Origin of the sequence: Cellulomonas wangleii (genome assembly GCF_018388445.1) — a bacterium.
Classification (GTDB): domain Bacteria; phylum Actinomycetota; class Actinomycetes; order Actinomycetales; family Cellulomonadaceae; genus Cellulomonas; species Cellulomonas wangleii.
Genome location: NZ_CP074405.1, coordinates 1,629,796 through 1,656,210, shown reverse-complemented (window position 1 = coordinate 1,656,210; position 26,415 = coordinate 1,629,796). Strand labels below are relative to the sequence as shown.

Annotated in this window: 21 protein-coding genes; 3 read left to right on the top strand and 18 right to left on the bottom strand. The window is 74.6% G+C overall.

What is annotated here, in order from left to right; all coding sequences use genetic code 11:
• The first annotated feature begins 32 nt into the window (after window positions 1-32).
• A complete protein-coding gene (locus KG103_RS07670; RefSeq protein ID WP_207341387.1) occupies window positions 33-584 on the top strand; it encodes a GNAT family N-acetyltransferase in 552 nt (183 codons plus the stop codon).
• 51 nt (window positions 585-635) lie between these two features.
• Here the strand turns inward: KG103_RS07670 and KG103_RS07665 are convergent, their stop codons facing one another.
• The 14 genes from KG103_RS07665 to KG103_RS07600 form a co-directional block, all read right to left on the bottom strand.
• Window positions 636-1,127: a tetratricopeptide repeat protein gene (locus tag KG103_RS07665; protein WP_207341388.1), complete on the bottom strand. Its 492-nt coding sequence runs from the start codon at window positions 1,125-1,127 to the stop codon at window positions 636-638.
• Window positions 1,124-1,882, bottom strand: coding sequence for a 4-hydroxy-tetrahydrodipicolinate reductase (gene dapB / locus KG103_RS07660; RefSeq protein WP_207341389.1), 759 nt, complete (start codon window positions 1,880-1,882; stop codon window positions 1,124-1,126). Before dapB ends, KG103_RS07665 begins: the two co-directional genes overlap by 4 nt.
• 100 nt (window positions 1,883-1,982) lie before the next feature.
• Window positions 1,983-2,816: a helix-turn-helix domain-containing protein gene (locus KG103_RS07655; RefSeq protein ID WP_207341390.1), complete on the bottom strand. Its 834-nt coding sequence runs from the start codon at window positions 2,814-2,816 to the stop codon at window positions 1,983-1,985.
• A 39-nt stretch (window positions 2,817-2,855) separates the two neighbouring features.
• A complete protein-coding gene (locus KG103_RS07650; protein ID WP_207341391.1) occupies window positions 2,856-4,178 on the bottom strand; it encodes a M16 family metallopeptidase in 1,323 nt (440 codons plus the stop codon).
• 1 nt (window position 4,179) lies between these two features.
• Window positions 4,180-6,414: a polyribonucleotide nucleotidyltransferase gene (locus KG103_RS07645; protein ID WP_207341392.1), complete on the bottom strand. Its 2,235-nt coding sequence runs from the start codon at window positions 6,412-6,414 to the stop codon at window positions 4,180-4,182.
• A 244-nt stretch (window positions 6,415-6,658) separates the two neighbouring features.
• Window positions 6,659-6,928 (bottom strand): 30S ribosomal protein S15, encoded by a 270-nt coding sequence (gene rpsO, locus KG103_RS07640; RefSeq protein ID WP_207341393.1) that lies wholly within the window; start codon window positions 6,926-6,928, stop codon window positions 6,659-6,661.
• Window positions 6,929-7,044: 116 nt separating this feature from the next.
• Window positions 7,045-8,049: a bifunctional riboflavin kinase/FAD synthetase gene (locus tag KG103_RS07635; RefSeq protein WP_207341394.1), complete on the bottom strand. Its 1,005-nt coding sequence runs from the start codon at window positions 8,047-8,049 to the stop codon at window positions 7,045-7,047.
• Window positions 8,050-8,171: 122 nt separating this feature from the next.
• Window positions 8,172-11,468 (bottom strand): glycoside hydrolase family 9 protein, encoded by a 3,297-nt coding sequence (locus tag KG103_RS07630; RefSeq protein ID WP_207341395.1) that lies wholly within the window; start codon window positions 11,466-11,468, stop codon window positions 8,172-8,174.
• Between the two features lie 152 nt (window positions 11,469-11,620).
• Window positions 11,621-12,580 (bottom strand): tRNA pseudouridine(55) synthase TruB, encoded by a 960-nt coding sequence (gene truB, locus KG103_RS07625; RefSeq protein ID WP_207341396.1) that lies wholly within the window; start codon window positions 12,578-12,580, stop codon window positions 11,621-11,623.
• Window positions 12,581-12,821: 241 nt separating this feature from the next.
• Window positions 12,822-13,259: a 30S ribosome-binding factor RbfA gene (gene rbfA / locus KG103_RS07620; protein ID WP_207341397.1), complete on the bottom strand. Its 438-nt coding sequence runs from the start codon at window positions 13,257-13,259 to the stop codon at window positions 12,822-12,824.
• 182 nt (window positions 13,260-13,441) lie between these two features.
• The gene (gene infB / locus KG103_RS07615; RefSeq protein WP_207341398.1) at window positions 13,442-16,381 is read right to left on the bottom strand and encodes a translation initiation factor IF-2; all 2,940 of its coding nucleotides are present in this window, start codon (window positions 16,379-16,381) and stop codon (window positions 13,442-13,444) included.
• Between the two features lie 70 nt (window positions 16,382-16,451).
• Window positions 16,452-16,766, bottom strand: a complete 315-nt coding sequence (locus tag KG103_RS07610) for a YlxR family protein (protein WP_307861465.1) — start codon at window positions 16,764-16,766, stop codon at window positions 16,452-16,454.
• A 155-nt stretch (window positions 16,767-16,921) separates the two neighbouring features.
• Window positions 16,922-17,977 carry a transcription termination factor NusA gene (gene nusA / locus KG103_RS07605; protein WP_207341400.1) on the bottom strand — a complete coding sequence of 352 codons (1,056 nt, stop codon included), beginning with the start codon at window positions 17,975-17,977 and terminating at the stop codon, window positions 16,922-16,924.
• 1 nt (window position 17,978) lies between these two features.
• Window positions 17,979-18,545, bottom strand: a complete 567-nt coding sequence (locus KG103_RS07600) for a ribosome maturation factor RimP (protein ID WP_207341401.1) — start codon at window positions 18,543-18,545, stop codon at window positions 17,979-17,981.
• Between the two features lie 140 nt (window positions 18,546-18,685).
• Here KG103_RS07600 and KG103_RS07595 point away from each other — a divergent pair, with 140 nt between their 5' ends.
• Window positions 18,686-19,792 (top strand): DUF4439 domain-containing protein, encoded by a 1,107-nt coding sequence (locus KG103_RS07595; protein WP_207341402.1) that lies wholly within the window; start codon window positions 18,686-18,688, stop codon window positions 19,790-19,792.
• 141 nt (window positions 19,793-19,933) lie between these two features.
• On the opposite strand, the gene KG103_RS07590 is transcribed toward KG103_RS07595, so the two are convergent.
• Window positions 19,934-21,727 carry a proline--tRNA ligase gene (locus tag KG103_RS07590; RefSeq protein ID WP_207341403.1) on the bottom strand — a complete coding sequence of 598 codons (1,794 nt, stop codon included), beginning with the start codon at window positions 21,725-21,727 and terminating at the stop codon, window positions 19,934-19,936.
• A gap of 118 nt (window positions 21,728-21,845) precedes the next feature.
• Here KG103_RS07590 and KG103_RS07585 point away from each other — a divergent pair, with 118 nt between their 5' ends.
• Window positions 21,846-22,736: an Fpg/Nei family DNA glycosylase gene (locus tag KG103_RS07585; RefSeq protein WP_207341404.1), complete on the top strand. Its 891-nt coding sequence runs from the start codon at window positions 21,846-21,848 to the stop codon at window positions 22,734-22,736.
• A gap of 55 nt (window positions 22,737-22,791) precedes the next feature.
• Here the strand turns inward: KG103_RS07585 and KG103_RS07580 are convergent, their stop codons facing one another.
• The 3 genes from KG103_RS07580 to KG103_RS07570 all read right to left on the bottom strand — a co-directional run bounded on the left by KG103_RS07580 (window position 22,792) and on the right by KG103_RS07570 (window position 26,348).
• Window positions 22,792-23,694, bottom strand: a complete 903-nt coding sequence (locus KG103_RS07580; RefSeq protein WP_207341405.1) for a GNAT family N-acetyltransferase — start codon at window positions 23,692-23,694, stop codon at window positions 22,792-22,794.
• 66 nt (window positions 23,695-23,760) lie between these two features.
• Window positions 23,761-24,897: a flavodoxin-dependent (E)-4-hydroxy-3-methylbut-2-enyl-diphosphate synthase gene (gene ispG / locus KG103_RS07575; protein WP_207341500.1), complete on the bottom strand. Its 1,137-nt coding sequence runs from the start codon at window positions 24,895-24,897 to the stop codon at window positions 23,761-23,763.
• Window positions 24,898-25,034: 137 nt separating this feature from the next.
• Window positions 25,035-26,348: a M50 family metallopeptidase gene (locus KG103_RS07570; protein ID WP_207341406.1), complete on the bottom strand. Its 1,314-nt coding sequence runs from the start codon at window positions 26,346-26,348 to the stop codon at window positions 25,035-25,037.
• Between the last annotated feature and the right edge of the window lie 67 nt (window positions 26,349-26,415).

Below are 26,415 nucleotides of genomic sequence, written 5' to 3'. Positions count from 1 at the left end.
GGGGCGTCGACCGGCAGGGTTAGGCTCACCGGGTGCTGCCCACCGCTGACGTCTCCGTCCGCCCCGCCGTCCCGGGGGACGAGGAGCGCATCGCGCGCATCCAGCTCGCCGCGTGGCGTGCCTCCCACGTCGACGTGCTCGGCGAGGTCGTGCTCGACTCGCTCGACGAGCAGGCGTTCGTCGAGCGGTGGCGGCAGGCCGTGACGGCGCCGCCCGGGCCGGGGTACCACGTGCTCGTCGCGTGCGACGGACCCCGCGTCGTCGGGGTCGCGTCGGTCGCCCCCGTCGCCCCGCCAGACCCGATGCAGGCACCCGGCGGTGTGGTCCTGGCCCTCGAGGTCGACCCGCCGGACCAGCGCGCCGGGCACGGGTCCCGCCTGCTGGCGGCCGCGGTCGACCTGCTCCGCGCGGACGGCGCCGACCAGGTGCAGACGTGGGTGGTCGAGGGGGACGCGGCGCGCGAGCGCTTCCTGTCCGGCGCAGGGCTCGGGCCCGACGGTCGCAGCCGCCGCCTCGCGACGGGACCCGGACCCGACGAGGAGGCGCACGTCGTCACCGAGCGCCGCTGGTACGCCGGCATCTGAAGACCACACCGGCCCGTGTCGCGACGTCCCCGCGGCGGCCCGGCCGCCCCGTCAGGGCAGGTCCGCGGCCGCGCCCTTGCCCCGGTGCAACCGGCTGGCGGTGCGTAGCGCCGCCCGCGCGCGCGACCGGTCCCCGGCCGCGTCGTACGCGAACGCCAGCCGGTACCAGCCGCGCCAGTCACCGGGGTCCGCCTCGACCTGCTCGCGGTGGGGCGCGAACGCCGCCCGCGCCGCCGCCCGGTCGATGCGGCCGCTCGGCGAGCGCGGCAGGTCGTCGACGGGCAGGTCACCCGTCGCCGCCAGCTCGTCGGCCATGCGCTGCACGTCGATCGCCAGCAGCCACTCCCGGGTGATGAGGGCGAGCACCAGCAGCGGCGCGACCAGCAGGGCGACGCCGAGCACCACGCCGACCGTCTGCCCCGTGCCGATGAGCTGCACCGCCCGCAGGGCGACCAGCCAGACGTAGATCGCCAGCAGTGCCGTCAGCCCGACCGCCGCGAGCAGGCCGGTGCGGCGACGGCGTGCCGCGGGTCCGTCGGTCATGCGGGGAGGTCCAGCAGGTGCTCGAGCCCCACGGTGAGGCCGGGCCGGTCCGCCACTCGGCGCACGGCGAGCAGGACCCCGGGCATGAAGCTGCTCCGGTCGAACGAGTCGTGCCGGATCGTCAGCATCTCGCCGGGGTTGCCCAGCAGGATCTCCTCGTGCGCGACGAGGCCCCGCAGGCGCACGGCGTGCACGCGCACGCCGTCGACGTCCGCACCCCGTGCCCCGTCCAGCGCCTGGGCGGTCGCGTCGGGGACGGGCCCGAGGCCCGCGGCGGCACGTGCCGCGGCGATGCCCTGCGCCGTGTGCCGGGCGGTGCCCGACGGTGCGTCGACCTTGTCGGGGTGGTGCAGCTCGACGACCTCGGCGGACTCGAACCAGCGGGCGGCCTGCCGCGCGAACGTCATGGCCAGGACCGCGCCCAGCGCGAAGTTGGGCGCCACCACGACCCCGACGCCGGGCGCCCGGGTCAGGTGGTCGCGCACCCGCCCGAGCGACGCGTCGTCCCAGCCCGTCGTCCCCACGACCGCGTGCACCCCCTGGTCCACCAGGGCGTGCACGTGCTGCTCCGTCACGGCCGGCACCGTGAAGTCGACGGCGACCTGCGCGCCGGCGTCGGTCACGGCTCGCAGGTCGTCACCCGCGTCGAGGGCGGCCACCAGCTCGAGGCCGTCGGCCCCCTGCACGGCGCGCACGGTCTGCGCCCCCATGCGCCCGGAGGCGCCCAGCACGGCCACGCGGATCGGTTCGCTCACGGCAGGCCACCCTAGTCGCCACGCACCGGCGGGTCGCGGTGCGTCCGCGGCCCGCACGCCTGCGACCCCGCCCGCACCGGCCGGACGTCCGACGAGCCCCTCAGCGCGCGAGCGCTCCGGGACCGAACCGCTGCGCGAGGTGCTCGGCGAGCCGACGCAGCTCGACCGGCGGGAGACCGGTGAACCGCTCCACCTCCCGGGGCTGGTAGCCCGCCGCGACGTACCACTCGATCGCCGCGACCGTCGCGGCCGCGTCGACCGGTCCGGCACCCACCGCCTCCCGCACGAAGGTGCTGAACCTCACGGCGGAGAGGTACTGCGCCGGGCTCGTGCCCAGCAGGTGGGTGCACCACCGGTGCAGCTCCCCCAGGCTGGTGCCGACCTCCCGTGCGACGTCGGTCGCCCGCACCAGGCCGCGGCGCTCGTCGACGAACGCCAGCGCGTCGTCGAGGTGGTCGAGGTCGGCGCTGCTGCGGCGGGGCCGTGCCGCCAGCGCCCCGAGGACCGTCGTCACCGCCGCGTCGTCCTCCCCCGCGGCGAGCTGCTCCCCGGCCGCGGCGACGGTGGCCTCGTCGAGGACCGCGGTCGGCGGCAGCCACGTGTCGGCGGTCGGGCGCTCGTCGCGCAACCGCGCGAGCCCGGCAGGGTGCAGCTGCACCCCCAGCCGGGCCACGGGGCCCGTCTGCTCGCCGACGACCGCGTGGGTCCAGGCGCCCCGGACCCCGTCACGGTCGGGCGTCCGCTGCCCGGTCAGCGGCTCGACGACCGCGCCGCCGGTACCGCGAACGATCTGCAGCAGACCCCGACCGTCCGGCAGCAGCACCTCGGCGTGCGCGCGGCCCGCGGCGTGGCGGGCGACCCAGGCGTGCTCGGCCACCCCCGCGAGGGCGCTGGGCACGGCGAACCGACGGTAGGAGTCCACGGCGACGGGCATGCCCCATCATGCCCCGACCGCGGGGCACGACGGGACCGGTCAGTCCCCGAAGGGACCGACCCGCACCACGCTGCGCGGCGCAGCGGCCAGCTCGCCCGCCAGCGCCTGGACCTGCTGCGCGGTGACCGCGCGGACCCGCGCCAGCGACTCGTCGATGTCGAGCAGCTCGCCGTGCACCAGCTCGGCCTTCCCGAGCCGGCTCATGCGCGACCCCGTGTCCTCCATGCCGAGCACCAGCCCGCCGCACAGCTGTCCGATGCAGCGGGCCAGCTCGGCCGCACCCATCGGCTCGTCCGCCATGCGCTCGAGCTCGTGCACCATGAGCGCCGTGACCTCGTCGACCCGCGCCGGGGTGCAGCCCGCGTAGAGGCCGAACAGGCCCGTCTCGGCGTGACCGCTGGCGAACGAGTACGTCGAGTACGCCAGGCCGCGCTTCTCGCGCACCTCCTGGAACAGCCGCGAGGACATGCCCCCACCCAGGGCGGCGTTCAGCACCGAGAGCACGAACCGCCGCTCGTCGGTCGCGTTCAGGCAGGTCCCGCCCACGATGACGTTCGCCTGCTCCGTCGTGCGACGGATGGTGAGCTCCGCGCCGCCCGTCGGCGACGCCGTGGCACCCACCCGGCGTCCGGCGGGCACGTCGGTGGTGCCCAGCTCCCAGCCACCCGTGCGCAGCGCCGCCTCGACCTGCGCGCAGAGCGCGTCGTGGTCGACGCCACCGGCAGCCGTCACCACGAGGGTCTCGGGCCGGTAGTGCTCGCGGTAGTGCTCCCAGACCGCGTCGCGCGGGACCGAGCGGATCGCCTGGGGCGTGCCCCCGATGGGCCGCCCCAGCGGCGTGTCCCCGAAGACCGCGGTCGCGAACTGCTCGTGGGCGACGTCCGACGGGTCGTCGTCGTTCATCGCGAGCTCCTCGAGGATCACCCCGCGCTCGGTCTCGAGCTCGGCGGGGTCGAGCCGCGCCGAGGTCACCATGTCCGCGATGACGTCCACCGCCATCGGGACGTCGGTGTCGAGCACCCGTGCGTAGTAGCACGTGTGCTCCTTGCCGGTGGCGGCGTTGGCCTCACCACCGACGGCGTCGAACGCCTCCGCGATGTCCATCGCGGTGCGCCGCGCCGTGCCCTTGAACAGCAGGTGCTCGAGGAAGTGCGTCGAGCCGAAGTGGCCCGACGTCTCGTCCCGGGACCCGACGCCGACCCAGGCGCCGACGGTCGCCGAGCGCATGCCGGGCATGTGCTCGGTGAGGACCCGGACGCCGCCGGGCAGGACGGTGCGCCGCACGGCGGCGCCACCCTCCTGCCCGACGACGAGCTCCGCACCCGGCGACCCGGGTGCGACGAGCGGGAGCTGCTGCGGCACGTCAGGCGTCGGCGGTCGCCGGCTCGGCGGCCTGGTCGTCGCCCTCAGCCTGGGACTCGTCGAGCACCGCGTGCAGCGAGAGCTTGCCGCGCGGGTCGATCTCACCGATCTCGACCTGGACCTTCTGGCCGATGGCCAGCACGTCCTCGACGTTCTCGACCCGCTTGCCGCCGACCAGCTTGCGGATCTGCGAGATGTGCAGCAGACCGTCCTTGCCGGGCGACAGCGAGATGAACGCGCCGAACGTCGTGGTCTTCACCACGGTACCGACGAAGCGCTCGCCGATCTCGGGCATGTGCGGGTTCGCGATCGCGTTGATCGCGGCCCGCGCGGCCTCCGCCGACGGTCCGTCGGTGGCGCCGATGTAGACCGTGCCGTCGTCCTCGATGGAGATGTCGGCGCCGGTCTCCTCCTGGATCTGGTTGATCATCTTGCCCTTCGGGCCGATGACCTCGCCGATCTTGTCGACCGGCACCTTCACGGAGATGACGCGGGGAGCGAACGGGCTCATCTCGTCCGGCACGTCGATCGCCTCGGCGATGACGTCGAGGATCGCCAGGCGAGCCTCCTTGGCCTGGGTCAGCGCGCCGCCGAGCACCGAGGCGGGGATGCCGTCGAGCTTGGTGTCGAGCTGGATGGCCGTGACGAACTCGCGCGTGCCGGCGATCTTGAAGTCCATGTCGCCGAACGCGTCCTCGGCGCCCAGGATGTCGGTGAGCGCCGCGTAGCGGGTCTCACCGTCGACCGTGTCGGACACCAGGCCCATGGCGATGCCGGCGACGGGCGCGCGCAGCGGCACACCGGCGTTGAGCAGCGACAGGGTCGCGGCGCAGACCGAGCCCATGGACGTCGAGCCGTTGGAGCCCAGCGCCTCGGACACCTGGCGGATCGCGTAGGGGAAGTCCTCGCGGGCCGGCAGCACCGGGACGATCGCACGCTCGGCGAGCGCGCCGTGGCCGATCTCGCGGCGCTTCGGCGAACCGACGCGGCCCGTCTCGCCCGTGGAGAACGGCGGGAAGTTGTAGTGGTGCATGTAGCGCTTGCGCGTCTCGGGCGACAGCGAGTCGATCTGCTGCTCCATGCGCAGCATGTTCAGCGTGGTGACACCGAGGATCTGCGTCTCGCCACGCTCGAACAGCGCGGAGCCGTGCGTGCGGGGCAGCACCTCGACCTCTGCCGACAGCGTGCGGATGTCGCGCAGCCCGCGGCCGTCGATGCGGAAGCCGTCGGTGAGGATCCGCTGGCGGATGAGCGCCTTCTGGACCGAGCGGTACGCGGCGGAGATCTCCTTGTCGCGGCCCTCGAACTGCTCGGCGAGCTCGCCCTGGACCTCGGCCTTGATCTCGTCGAGACGGCCCTCGCGCTGCTGCTTGTCGGCGATCGACAGCGCCTCGGACAGGCGCGCCGTGGCGGCCTGCTCGACGGCGGCGTACGCGTCGGGCTGGTAGTCCGGGAACGTCGGGAAGACCTGGGTCTCCTTGGCGGCCTGGCCGGCGAGCTGCTGCTGCGCCTCGGCCAGCGCGCGGATGGACGGCTTGGCGGCCTCGAGGCCCTGCGCCACGACGTCCTCGGTCGGCACGGTGCCGCCGCCGCCGTGGATGAGGTTCCAGGCACCCTCGGGCGCCTCGGCCTCGATCATGGCGATCGCGACGTCGTCACCGACGATGCGCCCCGCCACGACCATGTCGAACGTCGAGCGCACGCGCTCGGAGTAGCGCGGGAACGCGACCCAGTGGCCGTCGACGAGCGAGAGGCGCGTCGCGGCGACGGGGCCGGAGAACGGCAGGCCGGACAGCTGGGTCGACATCGACGCCGCGTTGATCGCGAGCACGTCGTACGCGTCGTCGGGGTTGATCGACAGGACCGTCACGACGACCTGGACCTCGTTGCGCAGGCCCTTGACGAACAGGGGACGCAGCGGGCGGTCGATCAGGCGGCAGGCCAGGATCGCCTCGGTCGAGGGACGGCCCTCGCGGCGGAAGAACGAGCCGGGGATCTTGCCGGCGGCGTACTGGCGCTCCTCGACGTCGACCGTCAGGGGGAAGAAGTCGAACTGCTCACGCGGGTGCTTGCCGGCCGTGGTGGCCGACAGCAGCATCGTGTCGTCGTCGAGGTACGCGACGGCCGCGCCGGCGGCCTGCTTGGCCAGCCGGCCGGTCTCGAAGCGGACGGTGCGGGTGCCGAAGCGACCGTTGTCGATCGTGGCCTCGGCGAACTGGATCTCGGGACCCTCCATGGGTGCCCTCCTTGTTCTCGAAGGCGCCGCCCTGCCCCGCGGCGGTCTTCGACCGTGGCGCCCGGACACATGTTCCGGGGGCCACTACCGAGGACCGGACGAGCGGGGTCGGCGCGGTGGTTGTGCTGGTCGTGCGGTGGTGCAGGTGGTGCGTGTCGTGCGGACCCGCGTCAGCCCGTCCGGGGGGACGGGGCCCGACGCAGGACCAGCCCGGACCGACACGGTCCGGGCTGGTGCGGGTCGTTCAGCGGCGCAGGCCGAGGCGCTCGATGAGCGCACGGTAGCGGTTGATGTCGACCTTCTGCAGGTAGCCGAGCAGCCGGCGACGGCGCCCGACGAGGAGCAGCAGCCCGCGGCGGCTGTGGTGGTCGTGCTTGTGGGTCTTCAGGTGCTCCGTGAGGTCCTTGATCCGCTGCGTCAGGACCGCGATCTGGACCTCCGGCGAACCGGTGTCACCCTCGTGGGTGGCGTACTCGGTCATGATGGACTGCTTGATGGCACTGTCGAGCGGCACAGGGTCTCCTCAGGATTCTCGTTGCGCGGTGCGCCGGGGCATGTCCACCCGGGCTCTCTCGGTCCGCGGCCGGTCGTACGGCTCGCCCAGACTACCAGGACACGCCGCTCACCTCGTCATGCGGTGCCGGGTGCACCCGTGCGGAGCTCGCGGCGGACGTCGCGCACGTCAAGCGCCATCTGCTCGAGCAACGCGTCGACCGTGTCGAAGCGCACCGTCGGGCGCAGCCGCGCGACGAGCTCGAGCACGACCTCCTCGTCGTACAGGTCGAGGTCGGTGCGGTCGAGCACGTAGGCCTCGACCCGGCGACCGCGGCCGCCGAAGGTCGGGTTGGTGCCGATCGAGACGGCCACGGGCAGGAGGCGGTCGGCGGTCGGCACCGGCAGCCCGTCGGGACGGCGCTCCGCACGCCGCAACCACCCGGCGTAGACGCCGTCCGCGGGCACCATGCCCACCGTGTCGCCGAGGTTGGCGGTCGGGTACCCCAGCTCGCGCCCGCGCGCGTCGCCGTGCACGACGACGCCCCGGACGCGGTGCAGCCGGCCGAGCACCTGCGCCGCCTCCTCGACCGCGCCACGCGCCAGGAGCTCGCGCACCCACGTCGACGACCAGCGGCGGTGCGCGGGGGTGTCCTCGACGGCGCCGCCGGGGCGCACGTCGTCGATGACGTCGACCGTGAACCCGTACCGCTCCCCCAGCCGGCGCATGGTCGTCAGGTCGCCCGAGTTCTGCCAGCCGAAGCGCACGTCGTGGCCGACGACCACGGTGCGCGCCCGCAGCGCCGCCACCAGGTAGCGCTGCACGAACTCCTCGGGGCTCTGGCGCGCGAACCCGAGCGTGTACGGCACGAGCAGGACGGCGTCGAGCCCGGTGGCCGCGAGCAGCTCGAGCCGGTCCGCGTCACCGAGCAGCAGCTCGGGTGCCTCGTCCGGCCGGTGGACCTGGGCGGGGTGCGGCGTGAACGTCACGGCGACGGCGTGCGCGCCGACCGCGCGCGCGTCGTCGACCATGCGGGTCAGGACCGCGACGTGCCCCCGGTGCACGCCGTCGAAGTTCCCGAGCGTGACCACGGAAGGCCCCCACCCGGGGGGCACCTGCGACACGTCGGTCCAGACCTGCACACCAGCTCCCGTTCCACCGCACCCGCCCGTCGCGGGTCCCGGCGGACAAGCCTGCCACGACGCGGGGGACGCCCCGCACCGCCGGTCCTCGGGCGGGCGCGCCCGGGGACCGGCGGTGCGCGTCAGCGACCGAACCGCGGCGTGAGGCGGGCGCCGTCGGTGACGGCCGTGCCGGCGGGGTTGCGGAACACCGCGCGGTACTCCGTCCCGAGGGCGAGCGGCGTCACCAGCACGCGCAGCGTGGTGCTGCGGGCGAAGGGCACCGGGAGCCACGGGCCCCTCCCCCAGCGCCACTGCCACTGCACGGTGGGTGCGGGCTGCCCGCTGGCGGCGGCGCTGAACTCCACGAAGGTGCCGACCCGGCCCGCCGTGTCGGTGGGGTGCCGGACCACGGACGGCGCCTGCTGGGGCACCAGCAGCCGCGCGGCGGTGGTGGTGACGGTGCCCGAGGCGTTGGTGAACACCGCCCGGTACTGCGCACCGGCGTTCGCCGACGTCGCGACGACCTGCAGGGTGGTGCCGGTCGCGCCGGGCACGTCCCGCCACGTCCCGCCGGAGCGGACCTGCCAGCGCACGTCGGGCGCCGGCGCACCGGTCGCGGCCGCCGTGAAGGTCGCGGTCGTGCCCAGTGCGGCCGTCACGTCGACCGGGTGCGTGGTCACCACCGGGGCGGCCGCGGCGGGCGCACCGTCCTGCTGGTCCGCGGCGAACGACGCGACCCAGGAGAGCGACGAGTTCCAGTTGACCGTGATCTCGTTGGAGGCCCACGAACTGATCTCGTCCAGGTAGCACGTCGCCGGGGCGCAGTCCTCGGGGAGCGTCGCCTGCATGGTGGGGTCCCACGTGCCGCGGATCGAGTTGGGACCCCCGGCGAGCGAGCCCTTCGGGGGGTTGGGCAGGGACGGGTCGAGCTGGTGCGCGAACCAGCGGGAGTGCTGGTTCTGCGAGAAGACCGTTCCCCAGCCGGTCACGTACGACCGGTTGAGCGCGTTGCGACCGAACAGGTAGTCCAGCCCCTCCAGGGTCCCCTGCAGGTAGGTCTCGTCGCCCGTGAGGTCGTACGCCGTCGCGACCACCACGAGGACGTTGGTCACCGACGAGTTCGAGCCCCAGTCGTACACCCCGTCGGTGGGCGAGTAGACCGAGCCCCACGGCTGCTGGGCCTGGGCCTCGAGGTACCGGTCCGCGGCGGCCACGACGGACGCACGCACGTCCGCACGGTCGGGCAGCCCGTTCGGGACCGTCGCGAGCGTGAGGCGGCCCAGCGCGGCCGTGCCGCCCCAGAAGAACCCGCCGGGCCCGAAGACGTCGCCGGTGTGGTGCGGGCTCGCCGTGACGTCCGCCGCGTACCGGTCCTCCCCGGTCGTGACGTACAGCTCGGCCGCCGCCCAGTAGAACTCGTCGCTGACGTCCGTGTCGTCGTACGGGCCGCCGCCGTCGCTGCCGGCAGCGGCGGGCGCGTAGACGTCGGGGTGCGCGAGCGCCGCCTCGTACGTGCTGCGCGCCGTGGTCAGGAGCGTCGCGGCGAACTCCGGGTCGATGTCGGCGAACAGGCGCGCACCCTGCGCGGCGACCGCCGCGAGGTTGAGCGTCGCCGCGGTGGACGGCCGGTGCAGGGACCGCGCCTGCGGGTCGTCGGCGGGCGCCAGCGGCAGCCCGGTCCAGCCCTCGTCGTGGATCTTGTGGTGCACCATGCCGGCGTACTCACCGGACGGGGCCACCATCTTCAGCATCCACTCGAGCTCCCAGCGCGCCTCGTCGAGCACGTCGGGCACGCCGTTGCCGTGCTCGGGCAGGTCGAGCGTGCCGTCGTCGAGCGCGCCGGCGCGGGCGCCGGGTGCGGTCAGCGTGCGCTCGTACGTCGAGAGCAGCTGGGCGACGGCGATGCCGCCGTTGACGACGTACTTGCCGTGGTCACCCGCGTCGTACCAGCCGCCCGTGACGTCGAGCGTGTAGTCGCAGGTCCAGCCGTCGTAGTAGTCGCGCGGTCCGATGCACGGCACGTCGGTGTCGCCCTGGTTGGGGGCGACCCCCACGTGCCCCGCCTCCCGGGCGTACTCCTCGCCGACGATCGAGGCCTCGATGTCGATGCCCGACCGCGCCAGGTAGAAGTAGTTCAGCGCGTCGTACCGGAGCTGGGAGTACAGGTCCGTCGCGATCGCGAACGGGTGGCTGATCTCGCCGTCGGCGACGAGGGTGAGGTCCGACCCCGTGGTCGTGACGTCGGAGAAGTCGATCACGTGGACGTTCTCGCCCGAGGACGCGTCCGGGCCGACCGGCTCGGACTCGCCCTGCGCGACCTGCTCGCCGTCCGCGTCCAGCAGCTGCCACTCGACCGCCTCCGTCGCGTCGGTGACGAGCGTCGCGCGCTTGACCGCCTGCGGCAGGTAGCCGACCTGGTTGACGCGGACCCGCGGGCCGGTGTCCGGCTCGTAGGGCGGGGGCGGCGTGGCGGACGTGCTCAACGAGACCTCCGAGAGGCAGAACGTGTACGGCGCAGCCTTGCCGAGATGGAGCGCGACCTGGCCGGGCGCGTCACCGTCGGCGGGGAACGTCAGCCCCGCGGTGAAGGGGTACGACAGTGTGGTGCGCTCCTCGGTCAGCGGAGCCGCCGACTGCTCGAACGCCGTGCGGTACGCGCCGCCGCCCTCGCCGACGATCACCCGCACCGGCGTGGCGGGCTCCGTGCGCCCCGTCAGGGACAGCACGTAGTTCTGGCCCTCCTCGATCGGCAGGCCCGTGAACGACAGGCCGGCGTCCCAGGGGTTCACGTTGCCCCCGGGCACCTCGACGCACATCTCACCGTCGGCGAACGTCGGGTCGCCCGTGCCGTACAGGCTCCAGGGGCCCAGGCTCTCCGCGAACGAGGTGTGGGGCAGCAGCTCGCTGTCGCTGCTCAGCGACACGTCGTCGAGGCAGAAGGTCCACGCCTCGGGGGTGACGCCGCCCAGCTGGAAGGCGATCTGCCCCTCGGGGGACTCGTCGGTCGGCGTGGCGGGGTACGACGCGATGGCGGTGAACGTCTCCTCGACGGCGGTCGGCTCGGCGGTGAGCGCCGGGCTCGTGTCCAGCACGGTGCCGTACGGCGCACCGTTCTGTCCGACCACGGCGCGGATCGTCACGTCGGTGGTCGCGGCGGCCGTGTAGGCGAGCGTGTACGTCGCACCCTCCTCCACGGCCACGCCGTTGAGCACCACGCCGACCCCGTACTGCGCCGAGCCGGCGGGCACGTCCACGCACAGCGCGCCGCTGCTCGTGTCGATCCCGCCGTCGGTGCCGTACGCGATCCACGCGCCGGGTCCGTCGTCGAAGGTGTCGTCGACCGCGACCGCGGGCAGCAGACCGACCGCCGCGAGCACCGCCGCGCTGCCGATCGCCGTCGCCGCGCGCACCGCGCGCCGTGTCTTTCGAGAAACCACGTCGTCTCCCCGGGGTGACTAGAAGCGCTCCCACACCTCGGCGTGCCGGGCGCTCGTCCTGCGGGCGACAGGCTACGGGCGAACCGGACGAACCGGAAGACGCGGTCCGGACCCGGCCCTGCGCGAATCGTTTCGGCCCGTCCTGTGCCAGGTCAGGACGCCGGCGCGAACACCACCGCCGGTCGCAGGCGGCCGCCCCGCCGTTCCACCACGGCCACCAGCGTCCCGTCGGGCGCGATCGCCGCCAGCGGACCGTCGGGCCCGTCGTGCGCGTCCACGCCCTGCCCGTAGGACAGCGCACGCGCCTCAGGCTCCGTGAGCTCCCGGACGGGGAGCACCCCGCGGGCCGCCTCCGCCAACGGCACCACGGGCACCGCCACGTCGTCCGGCGTCGCGCCGAGGTCGTCGAGGGTGCGCGCCTGCGCCAGCCCGAACCCGCCGACGCGCGTGCGGCGCAGGGCCGTGAGGTGGCCGCCGACGCCCAGGGCGTCCCCGAGGTCCCGCGCCAGCGCCCGCACGTACGTCCCGGACGAGCAGGTGACCTCGACGTCGACGTCCAGCACCGGGACGCCGTCGTCGACGTCGGTGCGTGCGGCCACGACCTCGAACCGGGCGACGTGCACGGGACGCGCGGCCAGTTCGACGTCCTCACCGGCGCGCACGCGCGCGTAGGCGCGCTGCCCGTCGACCTTGATCGCCGACACCGTGCTGGGGACCTGGCGGATGTCACCGGTCAGCTCCGCGACCCGGGCGAGCAGGTCGGCCCGCGGGACCGCCGACGCGTCGACCCGCGCCACGACCTCACCCTCCGCGTCGTCCGTCGTCGTGGCCACGCCCAGGCGCACGGTGGCCGCGTAGTCCTTGTCCGCCCCGGTGACGTACGTGAGCAGCCGGGTGGCCCTGCCGATGCCGAGGACCAGGACGCCGGTCGCCATGGGGTCCAGCGTGCCGGCGTGCCCGACCTTCCGGGTCGCCGCCAGCCGCCGCACGCGGGCGACCACGTCGTGGCTGGTCCACCCCCCGGGCTTGTCGACGACGAGCAGCCCGTCGTCGGCGGTCGGGCGGCGCGGCCCGGACTGCCGGGCGTCGCCCCGGCCCGCGGGGGCGGTCATGCGGACGCCGGGACGTGGCGCGGTGCGGTCGGCATCCGGCCAGGCTAGCGGCGGACCCACGGCGTGCCGCACGCGGGTGCGTCCACCGCTGCACCGGGAGCCCGCACCGGGACGACGGACGACGACACCGCGACGGCGCCGGGACGGCACCGCGACGACGACGCGGCACGGCGACCCGGCCGGGGACGACGACGGGCCCCGCGCCGGCACGTGGCCGGGGCGCGGGGCCCGTCGAGGGTGCTCAGTCCGTGCCGGTCTCGTCGTCGTCGCGACGGTACGGGTCGGCCTCGCCGGCGTACCGCGCGCTCGCGGCGAGCCGCGCCACCTCGGCGTCCCGCCGGGCCGCCTCGGACAGCGCCTGCTCGAGGTGCGCCGCCGTCTCCGGCACCGCGTCGAGGTGGAATGCGAGGGTGGGCGTCAGCCGGATGCCCGTCTGCTTGCCCACCTCGGAGCGGATGAGGCCCTTGGCGCTCTCCAGCGCCTTCGCGGAGCCCTCGCGCGCCTCGGCGTCGCCGAGGACCGTGTAGTACACGTCCGCGTGCTGCAGGTCGCCGGTGACACGGACGTCCGTCACCGTCACGAACCCGAGCCGCGGGTCCTTGACCCGCGTGTCGATCATCTGCGCGACCACCTGCTGGACCCGCTCGGCCAGCTTCCGCGCCCGCCCTGTGTCGGCCATGGTCCTGCCTTTCTTCCAGCCCCACCCGCCGTGGGCGTGAGGTCTGAGAACTGACGAGGGTGGCCGCAGGGAGCGGTGGAGCGTGCCTGGCACGGGCCGCCAGGCCCGCGGTAGGCCCGCCCCGCCGCTCCCGGAGGCCGCCCGGGGGTGAGCCGGATCGACTCACCCCCGAGCAACGAACATCACGACCGCGGCTTCTCCCGCATCTCGAACGTCTCGATGACGTCCTCGAGCTGCAGGTCGTTGAACGACCCGAGACCGATACCGCACTCGTAGCCCTCGCGGACCTCGGTCGCGTCGTCCTTGAACCGCTTGAGCGACTCGATCGTCAGGTTGTCCCCGATGATCTTGCCCTTGCGGAGCACGCGCGCCTTCGTGTTCCGTCGGATCTCGCCCGAGCGCACGATGCACCCGGCGATGTTGCCGAACTTGGAGGAGCGGAAGATCTCGCGCACCTCGGCCGAGCCGAGCTGTGCCTCCTCGTACTCCGGCTTGAGCATCCCCTTGAGGGCTGCCTCGACGTCGTCGATCGCCTGGTAGATGACCGAGTAGAAGCGCACGTCGACGCCCTCGCGGTCCGCCAGCTCCTCGACACGCGGCGCCAGCTTCACGTTGAAGCCGATGATGATCGCGTTGTCGACCGTGGCCAGGTTGACGTCGTTCTGCGTGATGGCACCCACACCGCGGTGGATGACGCGCAGCTCGACCTCGTCGCCGACGTCGATCTTGAGCAGCGCGTCCTCGAGTGCCTCGACGGCACCGGACACGTCGCCCTTGAGGACGAGGTTGAGGGTCTCGACCTTGCCCTGCTGCAGAGCCTGCGTGAAGTCCTCGAGGCTGATGCGCTTGCGACGCTTGGCCAGGAGGGCGGCACGCTCGGCCGACTCGCGCTTCTCGGCGATCTGACGCGCGGTGCGCTCGTCGGGCGCCACGAGGAACGTGTCGCCCGCGCGGGGCACCGAGGACAGCCCTAGCACCTGCACGGGACGGGCGGGACCCGCCTCCGTGAGGTTCTCGCCGTGCTCGTCGAGCATGGCCCGGACGCGGCCGTGCGCCGTGCCGGCGACGATCGCGTCACCGACGTGCAGCGAACCGGACTGGACCAGCACCGTGGCGACCGCACCGCGACCCTTGTCGAGGTTGGCCTCGATCGCGACGCCGCGCGCGTCCTTGTCGGGGTTGGCGCGCAGGTCGAGGGCCGCGTCCGCGGTGAGCAGGACGGCCTCGAGCAGCTGGTCGATCCCCTGGAGCTGCTTGGCGGAGACGTCGACGAACATGGTGTCGCCGCCGTACTCCTCGGCCACCAGGTTGTACTCGGTGAGCTGCTGGCGGATCTTGTCGGGGTTCGCCCCCTCCTTGTCCACCTTGTTGACCGCGACGACGATCGGCACGTTCGCCGACTGCGCGTGGTTGAGCGCCTCGATCGTCTGGGGCATCACGCCGTCGTCCGCCGCGACCACGAGGATCGCGATGTCGGTGACCTGGGCACCACGGGCACGCATGGCGGTGAACGCCTCGTGACCCGGGGTGTCGATGAACGTGATGGCCCGCTCGACACCCTCGTGCTCGGCGCGCACCTGGTACGCACCGATGTGCTGGGTGATGCCGCCGGCCTCGCCCGCGACGACGTCCGTGGACCGGATGGCGTCGAGGAGCTTGGTCTTGCCGTGGTCGACGTGACCCATGACGGTGACGACCGGCGGCCGCGCCTCCAGGACCTCGTCACCCTCGGCCTCGAGCTCGGCCTCCAGGTCGATGTCGAAGGCCCCGAGCAGCTCGCGGTCCTCCTCCTCGGCCGACACCATCTCGATGACGTAGCCGAGCTCGGACGCGAGCGCGCCGAACGTGTCCTCGTCGAGCGACTGCGTCGCCGTCGCCATCTCACCGAGGTGGAACAGCACGGTGACGAGCGACGCCGGGTTGGCGTCGATCTTGTCGGCGAAGTCGTTCAGCGACGAGCCGTGGCGCAGGCGGACGACCGTCTTGCCGTTGCCGCGCGGGACGGACACGCCGCCCAGCGACGGCGCCTGCATCTGCTCGAACTCCTGGCGCTTCGCCCGCTTGGACTTGCGCCCACGGACCGGACGACCCCCGGCGCGACCGAACGCACCCTGGGTCGAGCCGCGACCGGCGCCGCCGGGACGACCGCCGCCACCACCGGGACGACCGGCGAAACCGCCGCCACCACCGGGTGCACCGCCACCGGGACGGGCGCCGTAGCCGCCGCCACCGCCACCGGGACGACCGCCACCCCCGCGACCGGCGGGTGCCGGACGCTCACCGGGGCGACCGACGCCGCTCTGCGTACGACCGGGCATCATGCCCGGGTTGGGGCGGGGACCGCCGGGACGCGGACCACCAGGACGAGGACCGCCCGGGCGCTCGCCGGCCGCCGCAGCGGGCGCACCCTCGGCGGGTGCCGGACGACGGTCACCGGGACGCGGCATGCCCTGCGACGGGGCGAAGGGGTTGTTGCCCGGACGCGGGCCACCGGGACGCGGTCCGCCGGGGCGCTCACCCTGGCGGGGCATGCCCTGGGCCGGGGCGAACGGGTTGTTGCCCGGACGCGCCGCGGGACGCGGGGCACCGGGACGGGCACCACCCTGGCCACCGCTCTGCGGCGGACGGGGCGCGCCGGGACGGGCACCCTGCGGGGCCGGCTGCGACGGACGGGCACCGGGGTTGGCCGGTGCGGCCGCGCGCGGGGCCGGGGTCTGGGCGGCGGGAGCCTGGGGGGCCGGCGCCTGGGGGGCCGGCGCCTGGGGGGCCGGTGCCTGCGGCGCCGGAGCCTGGGCGGCCGGAGCCTGCGGTGCCGGGGCCTGCGGTGCTGCCGCGGCCGGCGCCGGAGCAGCCGGTGCGGGAGCGGCCGGTGCCGCGGGACGCGCCGGTGCCGGGGCGGGCGTGCCCCCGGACGGTGCGGGCGCCTGCGGCGCGGCGGGGCGCGCTGCGGGCTTGCCCGAGCCTCCCACCGGGTAGGTGTCGCGCAGCTTGCGCACGACGGGGGGCTCGATCGTCGATGACGCCGAGCGGACGAACTCTCCGAGCTCGTTGAGCTTGGTCATGATGGTCTTGCTGTCGACCCCGAGCTCCTTCGCGAGCTCGTAGACGCGGACCTTGGCCACATCTCTCCTGTCCTGGTCCGCCCGGACAGGGTCGGACCGTCGTTAGTGCGAGGTACTCATCGCTGGGTACTCATCGGTGCGTGCTCATCGGGTAGCCATCGGCTTCCAACCCGCTTTCCCGGTCGACGGTCGGTACCGGAGTCGGTCCCGGCACCGTGGTGCTGTGCTGTGGCTGATCCTGCGCGGCGAGCCGCGTGACGACCTGCTCCACGACATCGACCCCCAGGGGGCCGGTGTGCCGCAGCGCCCGGCCGAAGGCCCGCCGTCGTACGGCGAGCTCGAGGCAACGCTGGTCGGGGTGCAGCCACGCACCCCGGCCCGGCATCCGGCGGCGCTCGTCCACCACGAGCACGGGATCACCCGCGCCGTCGTCGGACAGCACCACCCTCAGCAGGGCCGACCTGAGGCCGGTCGCACGGCACCCCACGCACGTGCGGACGGGACCCGGTTCTGGCGCCTGGGGCGCGGGATCGGGGTTCCGCCTGCTCGGCGAAGAGAGCCGGGCAGCCGGCCCAGCCTCAGAGAGTCTAGCGCGCCTGGTCACCGGACGGGACCGGACGCCCCCGCAGCCGGGTCGTCGGCACCGCGGGAGGACCCGGGTGCGGCGCCCGCCGCGGGCTCCGCGTCGGACCGGATGTCGATGCGCCAACCGGTCAGCTTCGCGGCCAGACGGGCGTTCTGACCCTCCTTGCCGATGGCGAGGGACAGCTGGTAGTCGGGGACGACGACCCGTGCCGCACGGGCGACCGGGTCGACGATCGTGACGTCGAGCACACGTGCCGGCGAGAGCGCGTGCGCGATCATCTCGGCGGGGTCGTCGGAGTGGTCGACGATGTCGATCTTCTCGCCGTGGAGCTCAGCCATGACGGCGCGCACGCGCCCACCCATGGGGCCGATGCACGCACCCTTGGCGTTCACGCCGGGCACGTTCGCGCGCACAGCCATCTTGGTCCGGTGACCGGCCTCGCGGGCCATGGCGGTGATCTCCACCGTGCCGTCGGCGATCTCCGGCACCTCGAGGGCGAACAGCTTGCGCACCAGGTTCGGGTGCGTGCGCGACAGCGTGATCTGCGGCCCCCGCTGGCCGCGGGCGACGTCGAGCACGTAGGCCCGCAGCCGCTCGCCGTGCACGTACCGCTCCCCCGGCACCTGCTCGTGCGCCGGCAGGACGGCCTCGACGCCGCCGACGTCGACGAGCACGGTGCGCGGGTCGCGTCCCTGCTGGATGACGCCGCCGAGCACCTCGCCCGCCTTGCTGCGGAACGTGCCGAGCACCTGGTCGTCCTCGGCGTCGCGCAGCCGCTGCACGATGACCTGGCGCGCGGTCGCGGTCGCGATGCGGCCGAAGCCTGCGGGGGTGTCCTCGTACTCCGGGGTGTCCGGCGTGCCGGGCTCCGCGTCCTCCGGCAGCGGGTCGCGCGCCCAGACGGTCACGTGGCCGCTGCGCCGGTCCAGCTCGACCCGCGCGCGCGCCTGCGCACCGGGCGTCCGGTGGTAGGCGGAGAGCAGCGCCTGCTCGATGGCCTCGACGAGCACGTCGAGGCTGATCTCCCGCTCGCGCTCGATGAGTCGCAGCGCCTGCATGTCGATGTCCACGTCAGCCCCTTCCTGCGCCGTCCCGAGAGACCGCGTCGTCGTCGTCCTCGGCGTCGCGCACCGCGGCGAGGTCCACCTGCACCCGTGCGTCCCGCACGTCGTCCCAGGCCAGCGTCACGGGCGCGCCCTGCACGGGCCGGCGGCCCTTGCCGGGGGCCGTCACCGGCACCACCACGAGGTCCGGCCGCTCGCCGTCGCCGACCTGCTCCAGGCGGCCGGTGAGCGTGCGCCCGTCGGTGCGCCGCACCACCACGGTGCGACCCCGGGCCCGCCGCCAGTGCCGTGCGGCCGTCAGCGGACGTTCTGCGCCGGGGCTGCCGACCTCCAGCGTGTAGGCCGCGGGCAGCACGTCGGCGGCGTCGAGCGCGTCCGACACGGCGCGCGTGACGTCACCCACCCGGTCGAGGTCGAGCGTGCCCGGGTCCTCGTCACGCAGGTCGACGACCACGCGCACGACCGTGCCACGCCCGCTGCCGGCGACCTGGAGGTCGTCGAGCAGCAGACCGGCGCCGGTCACGGCTGCCTCCACGATCTCCCGCACCCGGGGTGCGGTGGCTGGCGCGCCCATGACCCGGCCTCCTGTCGACTCTCCTGCACGGTGGGGCGCAGGCGGCGACCCTGTGACGTTGTGGAACCAGGGTAACGACTCCCGGCGCCCCCACCGGACGTGCCGGGCCGGAGGCGGCGGGCATGGCAGGATCGCGCCCGATGGACCGCCACCGCACCCCGCACCCCGCACCCCCGACCGCGCGCCCGGAAGCGCGCCGGCGCGCACCCGTGCTGCGCCTGGCGGCCACCCTGGTGGCGGGCGCGCTCGCCCTCGGGGGCTGCGGCGTGCGGCTCGAGTCACCGCCGCCGGCGGAGCCCTCCCCGGACGCGATCGAGCAGGTCCGGGCGCGGACGGTGGACGACGCCCTCGCGCTGGCGGACGCCGCGCGGGCCGCCGCGCCGTCCGCCGACGAGGCGACCAGGGCCGTCCTGGACGACGTCGCCACGTTCTCGGACCAGCACGTCGAGGCGCTCGGCGGGGTCTACGACTCCGGGCTGCCGGACGCGACGCCCACCCCCGCGCCGGCCGCGACGTCGCCCGCGGTGACGGACGTCACCGGCGTGCTCAGCGCACTGGTTGACGACGCGGCACGCGCGGCGGACGACGCGGACGACGTGCCCGACGGTGCGCTGGCCCGGCTGGTCGCGTCGGTGTCCGTGGCGCGCGATGCGCTGGCCGACCGGCTCGCCGCGGTGACGGGTGTGCCTCGCCCCGACCCGGCCCTCGCGGCACCCGACGGCACGGCGGGCACGGCGGCGACGGCCACCGCGGACCCCACGGTCACGCCACCCGGTGCCGCGCCCACCGGCGGTGCGGCACCCGGTGACGCGACGCCCGCGGCCGCGGCGGGTGCGAAGGCACTGGCGCTGGCGCACGACGAGGCCGCGTGGACGCTCGCCGTCCTCGCCGCCCGCACCACCGACGAGCGGCGGGCCACCCTGCTGGCGGCCGCCGACGGGCACCGCCGGGCGTCGGACGCGTGGGCCGCGACCGCCGGCGTCGTCGGTCAGCCGACCGACCCGCGCCGGTCCGCGTACGCCCTGCCCGGCGGGCTGGACGACCCGACGGTGGCGGACGCCCTGCCGCGCACGCTGGAGCAGGCCGTCGCCGACGCCTCCGCACAGGCCGTGGACGACGCGCCGGCGGGTGCGCGGGCGGAGGCGATCGCGTCGTTGCGCACGGCGACGGCCGCGGCGGTCGCCTGGGGCGCCGCCCCGGTCCCCTTCCCCGGCATGCCCGAGCTCGCGACGACCCCCGTCGGCTGACCCGCCGGCACCCGCCGCGGTCGCCTGACCACCGGGACCCGGGCGGACGGTTCCGGCCCGGACGTGGGACGCCCGCCCGGCCGGCCCCGTGGGGCGGCTCGAGCGGGCGTCCCACGTCGGGTCCCGCAGGACCGGGGGACGTCAGCCGGCGACCAGCTCGTCGACCATCTCGGCGACGCGGTCGGCCGCCGTGGCGACGGGGACCTGCTCGGGGGTGCCGCCGACCCGGGGGCGGACCTCGACCACACCCTCGGCCAGGCCCCGCCCCACGACGACGACGAGCGGGACGCCCAACAGCTCCGCGTCGGCGAACTTCACGCCGGGTGAGACCTTGGGCCGGTCGTCGTAGAGCACCTCGACGCCGCGCGCCGACAGCGTCGTGGCCAGCGCCTCGGCCGCCTCGAACACGGCGGCGTCCTTGCCCGTGGCGACGACGTGGACGTGCGCGGGCGCGACGTCCGCCGGCCACGCGAGCCCTCGGTCGTCGTGGTTGGCCTCGGCGAGCGCCGCCAGGACGCGGGTCACCCCGATGCCGTACGAGCCCATGGTGACGACCTGGGACTTGCCGTTCTGGTCGAGCACCGTCAGGCCGAGTGCCTGCGCGTACTTGCGACCCAGCTGGAAGATGTGGCCGATCTCGATGCCGCGCGCGAGCTCGAGCGGTCCCGACCCGTCGGGCGCGGGGTCGCCCGCGCGCACCTCGGCCGCCTCGACCGTGCCGTCGGCGGTGAAGTCCCGGCCGGCGACCAGGTCGAAGACGTGCCGCCCGGGCTCGTTCGCCCCGGTGATCCAGCGGGTGCCGGCCACCACGCGGGGGTCGAGGAGGTACCGCACCGCGGTGCGCTCCTCGCCGTCCGCGACGGGCACGTTGGGACCGAGCACGGACGGGCCGATGTACCCGCGGACCAGCTCGGGGTGGGCAGCGAAGTCGGCGTCGCCGGCGGGCTCGACCTCGGCGGGCGCGACGGCGGCCTCGAGCCGCTTGAGGTCGACCTCGCGGTCACCGGGCAGGCCGACGACGAGCAGCTCGCGCTCCCCGGTGGGCTGCACGAGCGCGACGACGACGTTCTTGAGCGTGTCGGCGGCCGTCCACGGCCGGTCGTCCCGCGGCAGGCGCTCGTTGGCGAGCGCGACGAGCGAGTCGATCGTGGGCGTGTCCGGGGTGTCCTCGACGTGCGCGGCGGGCGCGTCGGACCAGTCGATCGCGTCGGGCACGACGGTGGTGACCGCCTCGACGTTCGCCGCGTACCCGCCGGGCGAGCGCACGAACGTGTCCTCCCCGATGGCCATCGGGGCGAGGAACTCCTCGGACCGCGAGCCGCCCATGGCGCCGGAGGTCGCGGCGACGATGACGTACTCGAGCCCCAGCCGGTCGAAGATCCGCTGGTAGGCACCGCGCTGCGCCTCGTAGGACGCCGCGAGGCCCTCGTCGTCGACGTCGAACGAGTACGCGTCCTTCATGACGAACTCGCGCCCGCGGATGAGGCCGGCGCGCGGCCGGGCCTCGTCGCGGTACTTCGTCTGGATCTGGTACAGGGCCGCCGGAAGGTCCTTGTACGACGAGTACAGGTCCTTGACCAGGAGCGTGAACATCTCCTCGTGCGTGGGGGCGAGCAGGTAGTCGGCGCCCTTGCGGTCCTTGAGGCGGAAGATGTTCGGCCCGTACTCGGACCAGCGCCCCGTCGCCTCGTAGGGCTCCTTGGGCAGCAGCGCCGGGAAGTGCACCTCCTGCGCACCGATCGCCGCCATCTCCTCACGGACCACCTGCTCGACCTTCGACAGGACCCGCAGGCCCAGCGGGAGCCAGGTGTAGATGCCGGGGGCGGCGCGACGGATGTACCCCGCGCGCACGAGCAGCCGGTGGCTGGCGACCTCGGCGTCGGCGGGGTCCTCGCGCAGGGTACGGAGGAACAGGGTGGACATGCGCAGGAGCATGACGACGAGCCTAGTGCGCACGCCGAGCGCATTCGCACGGCCCACGGGCGGCGGCGCCCGGCGTGCACCGGCGACGGAGCACGGGCGCTGAGGCGGGCACCGGTGCGAGGATGACCCCGTGCCGGAGCTGCCCGAGGTCGAGGCGCTCGCGCAGCACCTGCGCGAGCGGACGGTCGGCCGCACCGTGACCCGCGTCGAGGTCGCCGCGATCAGCGCGCTGAAGACGTTCCGCCCCGCCCCGGCGGCGCTGCGCGGCGGACGGGTGACGGACGTGGCACGGCACGGCAAGTGGCTGGACACCGCGGTGGACTCCCCCACGGACGGTCCGCTGCACCTGGTGTGGCACCTCGCCCGTGCGGGCTGGGTCCGCTGGTACGACGCGCTGCCGGAGCGCCCTGCGCGGCCCGGGAAGTCACCGATCGCGCTGCGCGTGGGGTTCGACGACGGGTCAGGCTTCGACCTGACCGAGGCGGGGACGCGCAAGCGGCTGGCGGTGCACGTCGTGGCCGACCCCCGCGACGTGCCGGCAGTCGCGACGCTCGGGGTCGAGCCGCTCTCGGACGCGTTCACGCCCGAGCGGTTGGGCGAGCTGCTCGCGGCACGCAACCAGCAGGTCAAGGGCCTGCTGCGGGACCAGGGCACGATCGCCGGCATCGGCAACGCCTACTCCGACGAGATCCTGTTGGTGGCCCGCACCAGCCCGTTCGCCCCGACCCGCTCCTACGACGAGGCCCGCACCCGCACGTTGCACACCGCGATCCGTGAGGTCCTCACGGAGGCGGTCGCGACCGCCTCGGGGCGCCCCGCCGCCGAGCTGAAGGACGCCAAGCGCCGCGGCATGCGCGTGCACGGGCGCACCGGTGAGCCGTGCCCGGGCTGGGACGGCACCCCGTGCGGCGACACGGTCCACGAGGTGTCGTTCGCGGACTCCTCGCTGCAGTACTGCCCCACGTGCCAGACGGGCGGCAAGCCGCTCGCGGACCGGCGGCTGTCCCGGCTGCTGCGCTGACCCGTCGCGGCGTGCGCGCCGGGCGCTCGGCACGGTGGACGGGCGGGCCTCGGCGTCAGAACAGCACGGTGGCGTACGCGCCCACCTCGCGGAAGCCGACGGCCTCGTAGGCCCGCACCGCCCGGGTGTTGTAGCCGTTGACGTACAGGGAGACGACGGGAGCGACGTCGGCGCGCGTCGCGCGGACGACCGCGGCCATCCCGCTCTCGGAGAGCCGCTCGCCGCGGCGCTCGGGGTCGACCCACACGCCCTGCACCTGGGCGACGCCGCCGGCCACGGCCGGCACCTCGGCCTTGAACACGACCCGCGGTCGGCGCCAGCCGCCCGCGCGGTCGACCAGGACGAAAGACCGCCCCTCCTCGATGAGCCGGCGCACGCGCGTCTCGTACGGACCGCCGGGCCCGCTGGCCGGGGAGTACCCGACCTCCTCGGTGAACATGCGGATGCACGCGGGCAGCACCATGTCGTACTCGTCGGGGCGGGAGCGGCGCACGCGCGGGTCCGACGCGATGACCGGCTCCGTGTCGAGCACCATCGAGGGCTGGTGCGCCCGCACCTCCCGCTCCACGGGCCACGTCCCGCGCAGCCGGCCCCACAGGTCCAGCACCGTCGGCGCCGGGCCGACGATCGACGAGCAGCGGCGCCCGCGGGTGGCGCCGAGCTCGGCGAACGCCGCCGTCGCCCGCGCGTGGACCGCCGCGTCGGCGGTCCCCACGACCGGGACGAGGTTGGCGCCGACCCAGCAGACCGCCAGCAGGACGTCGTCCTCGGCGTAGCCCCACAGCTCGCCGCCGGCGCGCCGCACACCCACGGTCGCCGCGTGCTCGAGCCGGCTGGCGGCGAGCACCGACCCGACGGGGTCCGTCGCGCAGACCGCCAGGGCGGCCGGCACGTCGCCGTCGCCGAGGACGGCCGCGCCGGTGCGTCCCGAGAGCGTCGTCGCCGGCGGCAGCACCATGTCCTGATTGTGCCCCAGGTCACACGCGGCTGTCGCCCGTGCGACGGCGCGATGCGCGCCGGTCACTCAGCCGACGCTGACGACGGGGGCGCCCGTGCCCGCCTCGACGGGGTCCATCGTCTCGGCCAGGCGCATGGCCTCCTCGATGAGCGTCTCGACGATCATCGACTCGGGCACCGTCTTGATGACCTCGCCCTTGACGAAGATCTGCCCCTTGCCGTTGCCGGACGCGACACCGAGGTCGGCCTCGCGCGCCTCACCCGGGCCGTTGACGACGCAGCCCATGACGGCGACGCGCAGCGGCACCTCCATGCCCTCGAGGCCCGCGGTGACCTTCTCGGCCAGCGTGTAGACGTCGACCTGCGCGCGGCCGCACGACGGGCACGAGACGATCTCCAGCTTGCGCGGGCGCAGGTTGAGCGACTGCAGGATCTGGATGCCGACCTTCACCTCCTCGACCGGCGGGGCCGACAGCGACACGCGGATGGTGTCGCCGATGCCCTTGCTGAGCAGCGCGCCGAAAGCGGTGGCGGACTTGATCGTGCCCTGGAACGCCGGCCCGGCCTCGGTGACGCCGAGGTGCAGGGGCCAGTCACCGCGCTCGGACAGCAGCTCGTACGCGCGGACCATGACGACGGGGTCGTTGTGCTTGACGCTGATCTTGAAGTCACGGAACCCGTGCTCCTCGAACAGCGACGCCTCCCAGACGGCGGACTCGACGAGCGCCTCGGGCGTCGCCTTGCCGTACTTGGCGAGCAGCCGCGGGTCCAGCGAGCCGGCGTTGACGCCGATCCGGATCGAGACCCCGGCGTCGGTGGCCGCCTGCGCGATCTCCTTGACCTGGTCGTCGAACTTGCGGATGTTGCCGGGGTTGACGCGCACGGCCGCGCAGCCGGCGTCGATCGCGGCGAAGACGTACTTCGGCTGGAAGTGGATGTCGGCGATCACGGGGATCTGCGACTTGCGCGCGATCGCGGGCAGCGCGTCGGCGTCGTCCTGGCTGGGCACGGCGACCCGCACGATGTCGCAGCCCGAGGCCGTCAGCTCCGCGATCTGCTGCAGCGTGCGGTTGATGTCGGTCGTCGGCGTCGTCGTCATCGACTGCACCGAGACCGGGGCGTCGCCGCCGACCTCGACCTTGCCGACGCGGATCTTGCGGGTGGGGCGCCGCGGGGCCAGCACGGGTACGGGGGCCTGCGGCATGCCGAGGCTGATCGGGGTGCTCACCTCCCCATCATCCCACCCCGTCGCGCCCGCGTCGGCGCAGGGCGAGGTGCGTCACACGCATGCTCACCGAGCCGTCACCGGACGTCCACGACCGTGACGCCTGCCGCACCGGGTCAACCGATCCGGACGGGGTCCACGATGTCGAGGTACACCAGCAGCAGACCGACGCCGCCCAGGACGACGAAGACCGTGTACGCCAGCGGCACGAGGCGTGCGGAGTCGGACGGGCGCGGTCGGGCCGTGCCGCGCAGGCGCGCCACCTGACGCCGTGCGCCCTCCCACAGCGCGGTGACCACGTGCCCACCGTCCAGCGGCGGCAGCGGCAGCAGGTTGAACACGAACAGCGCGAGGTTGAGCATCGCGAGGGTCGACAGCAGGCCCGCGGCCCGCACCGCGACCGGCTCCGTGTCCATCGCCGCGATCTCGCCGGCGAACCGGCCCACGCCCACGGGGCCGACGATCGACGTCTGGTCGCGCTCACCGCCCGTGGCGGTGGTGGTGACGAGGTCCACCACGCGCTGCGGGAGCGTCACGACCACCTGCATGGTCTGCCACGTCCCGGACGCGGCGACGGACAGCGCCTCGCCGACCGACTGGCGCTGGATCACCGACGCCGGTGAGAGCCCGAGGAACCCGACCTCACGGGTCAGCACCTCGCCCGCGTCGTCGGTCACCGCGAAGCCGTCGTCGTCGACCACGGGACGCTCCGCGACCACGGGCGTGGCCGTCAGGTCGACCTGGCGGCCGTCCCGCTCGACGACCAGCGGGACCGTCCGGTCACCGGCGTCCCGGATGAGGGCGCTGACCTGGGCCCACGAGGTCACCTCGACGCCGTCGAACGACACGAGGCGGTCCCCGGGCCGCACGCCGGCTGCCGCCGCGGGCGCCGGCGGGTCGTCCGCGGCGCACGCGGTGCCGGCCGGGGCGTCGGCGGCGACGATGCACTCCGAGACGCTCTCGACCGTGGTGCCGGGCACGGGCATGCCGATGCCGACGTACGCGACGAGCAGCAGGACCACGGCGATGAGGAGGTTCATCACCGGACCGCCGAGCATGACGACGAGCTTCCTGGGCGTCGACAGCCGGTAGAAGGCGCGGTGGTCCTCGCCCGGGCGGATCTCCCCGGCGCTGGCCGCGCGCGCGTCGGCGGCCAGGCGCTGCCACCAGGTGCGCGGTGCCCGCGCCCCGACCGCCTCGTCCGGCGGGTACATGCCGATGAGCCGGACGTACCCACCGAGCGGCAGGGCCTTGATCCCGTACTCGGTCTCACCGCGCGTGCGGGACCACAGCGTGGGGCCGAACCCGACCATGTACTGGCTGACGCGCACACCGAACCGCTTGGCGGGCACCATGTGCCCCACCTCGTGCAGCGCGATCGAGCCGAGCAGCACGACGACGAAGACGAGCACCCCGACGACGGTCTCCACGACACCCCCTCCTGCGGGCCGCGGTCGGCCCTGCGTGCGCGGACAGCGTACGTCCGCCGCAGGACAT

Coding starts and splice junctions, on each gene's coding strand:
- KG103_RS07665 (WP_207341388.1), bottom strand. CDS start 1,127: ATGACCGACGGACCCGCGGCACGCCGTCGCCGCACCGGCCTGCTCGCG.
- KG103_RS07655 (WP_207341390.1), bottom strand. CDS start 2,816: ATGCCCGTCGCCGTGGACTCCTACCGTCGGTTCGCCGTGCCCAGCGCC.
- KG103_RS07645 (WP_207341392.1), bottom strand. CDS start 6,414: ATGGAGGGTCCCGAGATCCAGTTCGCCGAGGCCACGATCGACAACGGT.
- truB (WP_207341396.1), bottom strand. CDS start 12,580: ATGACCGCCCCCGCGGGCCGGGGCGACGCCCGGCAGTCCGGGCCGCGC.
- rbfA (WP_207341397.1), bottom strand. CDS start 13,259: ATGGCCGACACAGGGCGGGCGCGGAAGCTGGCCGAGCGGGTCCAGCAG.
- KG103_RS07600 (WP_207341401.1), bottom strand. CDS start 18,545: ATGGGCGCGCCAGCCACCGCACCCCGGGTGCGGGAGATCGTGGAGGCA.
- KG103_RS07595 (WP_207341402.1), top strand. CDS start 18,686: ATGGACCGCCACCGCACCCCGCACCCCGCACCCCCGACCGCGCGCCCG.
- KG103_RS07590 (WP_207341403.1), bottom strand. CDS start 21,727: ATGCTCCTGCGCATGTCCACCCTGTTCCTCCGTACCCTGCGCGAGGAC.
- KG103_RS07580 (WP_207341405.1), bottom strand. CDS start 23,694: ATGGTGCTGCCGCCGGCGACGACGCTCTCGGGACGCACCGGCGCGGCC.
- ispG (WP_207341500.1), bottom strand. CDS start 24,897: ATGCCGCAGGCCCCCGTACCCGTGCTGGCCCCGCGGCGCCCCACCCGC.